Here is a 7,395-nt window from a genome sequence, read left to right on the forward strand (position 1 = left end):
GCCCCGAGCCTCAGCCGCCGCAGTCCGCCGCCCCGCGCCCGCCGCGACGGGACGTCTCCGACCTCTTCTCCGCGGGCCGTCCCGCCCGGAACCCCGAGAGAGAACCGCACACACCATGGGTCACCCCGACGAGCTGATCTCCCCCCGATCCACGCGGGTGGCCGCCGCCAGGCGTCTGGCGCGGCGCAACTTCCGCACCAAGGAGCGCCGCTTCATCGCCGAGGGCCCGCAGGCCGTCCGCGAGGCCGTCGAGCACCGTGGTCCCACGGGCGAGTCGACCCTGATCGAGCTGTTCGCCACCGTCGAGGCCGCCGAGCGCTACTCCGGGATCATCGAGGCCGCCCTGGACGCGGGGGCCCGCGTGCACTACGCCTCCGACGAGGTGCTCGCCGAGGTCTCCCAGACCGTCACCCCGCAGGGCCTGGTCGGTGTCTGCCACTTCCTGGACTCCCCGTTCGAGGAGATCCTGGCGGCCCGGCCCAAGCTCGTCGCCGTCCTCGCGCACGTCCGCGACCCCGGCAACGCCGGTACGGTGCTGCGCTGCGCGGACGCCGCCGGTGCCGACGCGGTGGTGCTGACCGACGCCTCCGTGGACCTCTACAACCCCAAGTCGGTACGGGCCTCCGTCGGCTCCCTCTTCCACCTCCCGGTCGCCGTCGGCGTCCCGGTCGAGCAGGCCGTCGAGGGGCTCCGGGCGGCGGGCGTACGGATCCTGGCGGCCGACGGCGCGGGCGAGGACGACCTCGACGCCGAGCTGGACGCGGGCACCATGGGCGGGCCCTCCGCCTGGGTCTTCGGCAACGAGGCCTGGGGTCTGCCGGAGGAGACCAGGGCCCTGGCGGACGCCGTCGTACGGGTCCCGATCCACGGAAAAGCGGAGAGCCTGAACCTGGCGACGGCCGCCGCCGTGTGCCTCTACGCGTCCGCGCGTGCACAGCGGGCGCCCGGAGGGTGCCGCTCTGTGACCCCCAGCTAGTAATGTGGCGGCCCGGGGGGCCCACTGCGCTACTCGGAGATGTGGGGTACGGGGACATGACCGTCGGTACGAACAGCTCGCCGGGGGCCGGCACGACGGCCGGTCCGCCGATGCCCGTCGGCCCCTGCGCCCGTACGGGCGGGCCCGTCGACGCGGTGCCCCCCGTACTCGCCTCCGAAGCGCTGCGCGGCGTACCGCCGCAGGGCACGGCCCGCGGGGCCGTCCTGGGCGGCGGCGCCCCCGGTGACGCGCTCGGCTTCGGGATCGACCCCGACTGCCTGCCCGACGGGCTCGTCGTCGCCGACGCCACCGGGCGCGTGATCTGCTTCAACCGGGCCGCCGCCCGGATGACCGCGACCGACCCGGCCCAGGCGCTCGGCACGCCCATCGAGCGGGCCCTCCCGCTGGAGGACCTCGAAGGTCGCCGTTGGTGGGCGCTGACCGACCCGTACGGGGGCCTCACCACCCGCCGCGGACAGCCCGAGCGGAACCTGCTGCTTCCCGGCGGCCGCGAGGTGCTGGTCTCCGCCAGCTACGTCCGTACGCACCCCACCGGCCCGCTGCGCCGCCTCGTGGTCACCCTGCGCGGTACCGAGGCCCGCCGGCGCACCGAGCGCAGCCACGCCGAGCTGATCGCCACCGTCGCGCACGAGCTGCGGTCCCCGCTGACCTCGGTCAAGGGCTTCACGGCCACCCTGCTCGCCAAGTGGGAGCGGTTCACCGACGACCAGAAGCGGCTGATGCTGGAGACCGTCGACGCCGACGCCAACCGCGTCACCCGGCTCATCGCCGAGCTGCTCGACATCTCCCGCATCGACTCCGGTCGCCTGGAGGTGCGCCGCCAGCCCGTCGACATCGCCACCGCCGTCGGCCGACACGTGCAGGCGCTCACCGCGAACGGGCAGGCCCCCGAGCGGTTCCTCGTGAGCGTCAGCCGTCCGCTGCCCGACCTGTGGGCCGATCCGGACAAGATCGACCAGATCCTCGGCAACCTCCTGGAAAATGCGGTGCGCCACGGCGAGGGAACGGTCACCATCGGGGTGTCGCCGCATGAGAAGGGAACCGCCGTCACCGTGACCGACGAAGGCCCCGGGATCCCCGAGGAGTCGATGGGCCGCGTCTTCACCCGCTTCTGGCGGGGGAGCAAGCGCGGCGGCACCGGCCTGGGCCTGTACATCGTCAAGGGCATCGTGGAGGCCCACGGCGGCACCATCACGGTCGGCCGCGGCCCCGGCGGCGGCGCCGAGTTCCGATTTATCCTGCCCGTGAGCGCGCCCGCGTACCTCACGCAGTAGCCCTGCGGAGCGTCTCGGCAGGCGGCCCACGGGCTCCTCCACCCCCAGCGACCTTTAGACTCGTCCTTTGGCACCTTTGTGTCTCTGCGTCGATCGGTCCGATCCTGTCGTACGGGGACCCACCAGCCAGCCATCGGAAGTACGGGAAGAGATGTCGGCACCGAACAAGTCGTACGACCCTGTCGAGGTCGAGGCACTGAAACCGGAAGAGATCGAGCGCATGCGGGACGAGGCGCTCACCGCCTTCGCGTCCGCCGGCGACCTCGACGCGCTGCGTGAGGCGAAGACCGCGCACATGGGCGACCGCTCGCCCCTGGCGCTCGCCAACCGCGAGATCGGCGCGCTGCCCCCGCAGGCCAAGGCCACCGCGGGCAAGCTCGTGGGCCAGGCCCGCGGCGCCGTGAACAAGGCCTTCGGGGCCCGCACGGTCGAGCTCGAAGCCGAGCGCGACGAGCGGGTGCTGGTCGAGGAGGCCGTGGACGTCACGCTGCCCTACGACCGCGTCCCCGCCGGCGCCCGGCACCCCCTGACCACGCTGATGGACCGCATCGCGGACATCTTCGTGGCCATGGGGTACGAGGTCGCCGAAGGCCCCGAGGTCGAGGCGGAGTGGTTCAACTTCGACGCCCTCAACTTCACGCCGGACCACCCGGCGCGCCAGATGCAGGACACCTTCTTCGTCCAGGGCCCCGAGGGCACCCAGGGCGACGAGTCCGGCGTCGTGCTGCGCACCCACACCTCCCCGGTGCAGGCGCGCTCGCTGCTGGAGCGCAAGCCCCCCGTCTACATCGTCTGCCCGGGCCGGGTGTACCGCACCGACGAGCTCGACGCGACGCACACCCCGGTCTTCCACCAGGTCGAGCTGCTCGCCGTGGACGAGGGCCTGACCATGGCGGACCTCAAGGGCACCATGGACCACATGGTCCAGGAGCTCTTCGGCGAGGGCACCACCACGCGGCTGCGCCCGCACTTCTTCCCCTTCACCGAGCCGTCCGCCGAGATGGACATGCAGTGCTACGTGTGTCGCGGCGAGTCGGTGGGCAACCCCGACCGCCCGTGCCGTACCTGCTCCAGCGAGGGCTGGATCGAGCTCGGCGGCTGCGGCATGGTCAACCCCAAGGTGCTCGTCGCCTGCGGCGTCGACCCCGAGAAGTACAGCGGGTTCGCCTTCGGGTTCGGCATCGAACGGATGCTGATGTTCCGCCACAACGTCGAAGACATGCGAGACATGGTCGAGGGTGACGTTCGCTTCACCCGGCCGTTCGGGAGTGAGATCTGATGCGCGTCCCGCTTTCCTGGCTGCGGGAGTACGTCGATCTCCCCGCGGGTGAAACCGGCCGTGACGTGGCGGCCAAGCTGGTCGACGCCGGCCTCGAGGTCGAGACCGTCGAGCAGCTCGGCGGCGGCCTCAAGGGTCCGCTCGTCGTCGGTCAGGTGCTGACCATCGAGGAGCTGGAGGGCTTCCGCAAGCCGATCCGCTTCTGCACGGTCGACGTCGGTCAGGCCAACGGCACCGGTGAGCCGCAGGAGATCGTCTGCGGCGCCCGGAACTTCGCCGTCGGCGACAAGGTCGTCGTCGTGCTGCCCGGCGCGGTCCTGCCCGGCGACTTCGCGATCGCCGCGCGCAAGACCTACGGCCGCACCTCGCACGGCATGATCTGCTCCGGCGACGAGCTGGGCATGGGCGACGACGGCACGCACGGCATCATCGTGCTGCCGCACGAGCACGAGGTCGGCACCGACGCGATCGAGCTGCTCCAGCTCGTCGACGAGGTCCTCGACATCGACATCACCCCGGACCGCGGCTACTGCATGTCCATGCGCGGTGTCGCCCGTGAGGCGGCCACCGCCTACGGCCTGCCGCTGCGCGACCCGGCGCTGCTCGACGTGCCCCGGCCGAACTCGTACGGCTACCCGGTCAAGGTCGACGACCCGGCCGGCTGCGACCGCTTCACCGCCCGCACGGTGACCGGTCTCGACCCCGACGCGCGCTCCCCGATCTGGCTGACCCGCCGCCTGCAGAAGGCGGGCATGCGCCCGATCTCGCTCGCCGTGGACATCACCAACTACGTGATGCTCGAGCTCGGCCAGCCACTGCACGCCTACGACCGCTCGTCCGTCGAGGGCCCGATCGGTGTGCGTCGGGCTGAGCAGGGTGAAGAGCTGATCACCCTCGACGGGGTCAAGCGCAAGCTTGACGCCGAGGACCTGGTGATCACCGACAACAGCGGGCCGATCGGCCTCGCCGGTGTCATGGGCGGCGCCAACACCGAGATCGCCGACTCCGTCACCACGCCTTTCGATCCCTCCGGCTCGACCGGCCAGGTCACGGGGACCACGGACGTCGTCATCGAGGCCGCGCACTTCGACTCCGTGTCGATCTCGCGCACCGCCCGTCGCCTGAAGCTGTCCTCCGAGGCCTCCAAGCGCTTCGAGCGGGGCGTCGACCCGCAGGCCGCCGCCGCGGCCGCGCAGCGGACCGTCGACCTGCTCGTGCTCCTCGCGGGCGGCACCGCCGAGGCGGGCGTCACCGAGGTCGTCGCCCCGGGCGCGCCGCGCACCATCGCCATGCCCGCGGACCACCCGGACCGGGTGGCGGGCATGGAGTACGGCCGCGAGACCGTCGTGCGCCGCCTTCAGGAGATCGGCTGCGACGTCTACGGCCAGGACGAGCTCGTCGTCACCGTCCCCTCGTGGCGGCCCGACCTCGCCGCGCCCAACGACCTCGCCGAAGAGGTCATCCGGCTGGAGGGCTACGGGAACCTCCCGTCGACCCTCCCGCAGGTGCCCTCCGGCCGCGGTCTGACCGCCCGGCAGCAACTGCACCGCCGGGTCGGCCGCGCGCTGGCCGGCGCGGGCTACGTCGAGGCGCTCAGCTACCCGTTCATCGGTGAGGGCGTCTTCGACCAGCTCCAGCTCCCGGCGCACGACGTCGCCCGCCAGGTCGTCAAGCTGGTCAACCCGATCTCCGACGAGGAGCCGGCGCTGCGCACCACGCTGCTGCCGGGTCTGCTCGGCGCGCTGCGCCGCAACGACAGCCGGGGCAGCCACGACCTCGCGCTCTTCGAGACCGGTTCGGTCTTCCGGGCCGCCGCCCGGCCGGGTGTCGCCGTACGGCTGCCCGTCGACCGGCGTCCCACGGACGAGGAGATCGCCACCCTGAACGCGGCCCTGCCCGCGCAGCCGCGGTACGCCGCGGTCGTGCTGGCCGGTGCGCGCGAGCAGGCCGGCTGGTGGGGCAAGGGCCGCCCGGCCGACTGGGCCGACGCGGTCCAGGCCGCCCGCGCGCTGGCCGTCGAGGCCGGCGCCGAGCTGGTGGTCCGCCAGGGCCAGTACGGCCCCTGGCACCCGGGCCGCTGTGCCGAGCTGGTCGTCACCCTGCGCGGGGTGGAGCAGGTCATCGGCCACGCCGGTGAGCTGCACCCGCGGGTGGTCAAGGCGATGGGCCTGCCGGCCCGTACCAGCGCGATGGAGATCGACCTGGACCGCCTCGCGGCGTCCGGTGGCGAGGCCCTCCAGGCTCCGCGGATCTCCTCCTTCCCGGTGGCGACCCAGGACGTGGCGCTGATCGTCGACGCGTCGGTCCCGGCGTCCTCGGTGGAGGCCGCGCTGCGCAAGGGCGCGGGCGAACTCCTCGAATCGCTGAGGCTGTTCGACGTGTTCACCGGTGAGCAGGTCGGCGAGGGCAAGAAGTCCCTGGCCTACGCGCTGCGCTTCCGCGCGGCCGACCGGACGCTGACCGCCGAGGAGTCCACGGCCGCGCGCGACGCGGCGGTGGCCCTGGCGGGCGAGCGGACCGGGGCGGTGCTCCGGGGCGCGTAGTCGCTTCGTACACGCGTGAGGGGCAGGTCCGGACCACCGGGCCTGCCCCTCACTCGTTCGGGTGAGAACCCCGTTGGCCCGTGTCCGGGGCGCCGGTCGGTCGACACAATCGATCCGGCCGGAGGGGAGTCCTACGGATGATCACGCGTGGGGAGATGCCCCTGGTGCGCCGGGTGTGCGTCCTGGCCTGGGCCGGCGCCGCGGTGTCCTGGGAGCTGTCCACGCCGGGGCGGTTGGCCCCGAGCCTGGCCACCTGCGCGGCCTTCCTGCTGCTGGCCACCGGATGCGCGCTGCACATCCGGCGTGAGCTGTTGGGCGAGCTGCGCCGCTCGCAGGAGATCGCGGGCGCCGCGCAGCGGGCGCTCCTGCGGCCGCTGCCGGGGCGGATCGACGGCCTGACGCCGGCCGCGGCGCAGCTCTCGGCGAGCCGGGGCGCGGCGGTGGGCGGGGACCTGTACGAGGTCGTGCCGACGGCGTACGGGATCCGGGTGGTGATCGGGGACGTCCGGGGCCACGGGCTGCCCGCCCTGGGCGCGGCCGCCGCGGTGCTCGGGGCCTTCCGCGAGGGGGCGTACGACGAACCCGCGCTGGACGGTGTGCTGCGGCGGATGGAACGGGCGCTGGGACGCCATGTCTGTGACCGGGCGCGGGCCGAGCCGGATTCCGCCGCGGCGGAGGAGTTCGTGACGGTCCTGCTCCTCCAGATCGCGGGGGACGGCACGTTGCTGGCTCTGAACTGCGGCCATCCCTGGCCCTACCTGGTCCGTCCGGCTCCGATTGCGGAACACTGCGCCGCGCGCGGCCGGGGCTCCGCCTGGGACCCCGCGCCTCAATCTCCCCCGGCCACCGCTGGGAGGGGCCCCCGGGCGGGGGTGAATTCATCAGCCCGTCCGGCGATCGAGGACCGGGTCCGGGCGGCGCCCGGTTCCACGCAGGTACTGCCGCTGGCCGGGGGCGAGACCTTACCGCCGCTCGGGGTGGTGCCCGTGCCGGCGGACATGTGGCCGCACGCCTGCGGGGAACTCCGGCCGGGGGAGACGCTGTTCCTGTACACCGACGGGGCCGAGGACGCCCGCGACCGGGCCGGGCGGTTCTTCGATCTGGCGGGCGTCCTCGCGCAGGAGGCGGCGGCGACGCCCACGCGGCTGGTGGCGGGCGTGCACGCCGCCCTGCTCCGGCACACCGGCGGGCGGCTCGCCGACGACGTCGCCCTGCTGGTGCTCCGCAACGACCGGTCCTGACCACCGGCCCCGGACATCAACGCCGGGCCCGGGGGATGGGCCCGGCGCGCGCTCTCGGCCC

General features: G+C 73.5%; 5 protein-coding genes. All 5 read left to right on the forward strand.

Features of this window, described 5'->3' with window-relative positions; genetic code table 11:
- The first annotated feature begins 115 nt into the window (after positions 1-115).
- The 5 genes from AB8A24_RS17895 (at position 116) to AB8A24_RS17915 (ending at position 7,334) form a co-directional block, all read left to right on the forward strand.
- Positions 116-976 carry an RNA methyltransferase gene (locus tag AB8A24_RS17895; protein WP_030723466.1) on the forward strand — a complete coding sequence of 287 codons (861 nt, stop codon included), beginning with the start codon at positions 116-118 and terminating at the stop codon, positions 974-976.
- Positions 977-1,032: 56 nt separating this feature from the next.
- Positions 1,033-2,271, forward strand: coding sequence for an ATP-binding protein (locus AB8A24_RS17900; protein WP_328964004.1), 1,239 nt, complete (start codon positions 1,033-1,035; stop codon positions 2,269-2,271).
- Between the two features lie 151 nt (positions 2,272-2,422).
- The gene (gene pheS, locus AB8A24_RS17905) at positions 2,423-3,550 is read left to right on the forward strand and encodes a phenylalanine--tRNA ligase subunit alpha (RefSeq protein WP_328964005.1); all 1,128 of its coding nucleotides are present in this window, start codon (positions 2,423-2,425) and stop codon (positions 3,548-3,550) included.
- Positions 3,550-6,093 (forward strand): phenylalanine--tRNA ligase subunit beta, encoded by a 2,544-nt coding sequence (gene pheT, locus AB8A24_RS17910; protein ID WP_369476565.1) that lies wholly within the window; start codon positions 3,550-3,552, stop codon positions 6,091-6,093. The genes pheS and pheT overlap by 1 nt, the downstream gene beginning before the upstream one ends.
- A 137-nt stretch (positions 6,094-6,230) precedes the next feature.
- On the forward strand, positions 6,231-7,334 hold the full coding sequence (locus AB8A24_RS17915) for a PP2C family protein-serine/threonine phosphatase (RefSeq protein WP_369476567.1): 1,104 nt from the start codon (positions 6,231-6,233) through the stop codon (positions 7,332-7,334).
- The last annotated feature ends 61 nt before the right edge of the window (positions 7,335-7,395 follow it).

Source organism: Streptomyces sp. BF23-19 (assembly GCF_041106355.1).
Lineage (GTDB): Bacteria > Actinomycetota > Actinomycetes > Streptomycetales > Streptomycetaceae > Streptomyces > Streptomyces virginiae_A.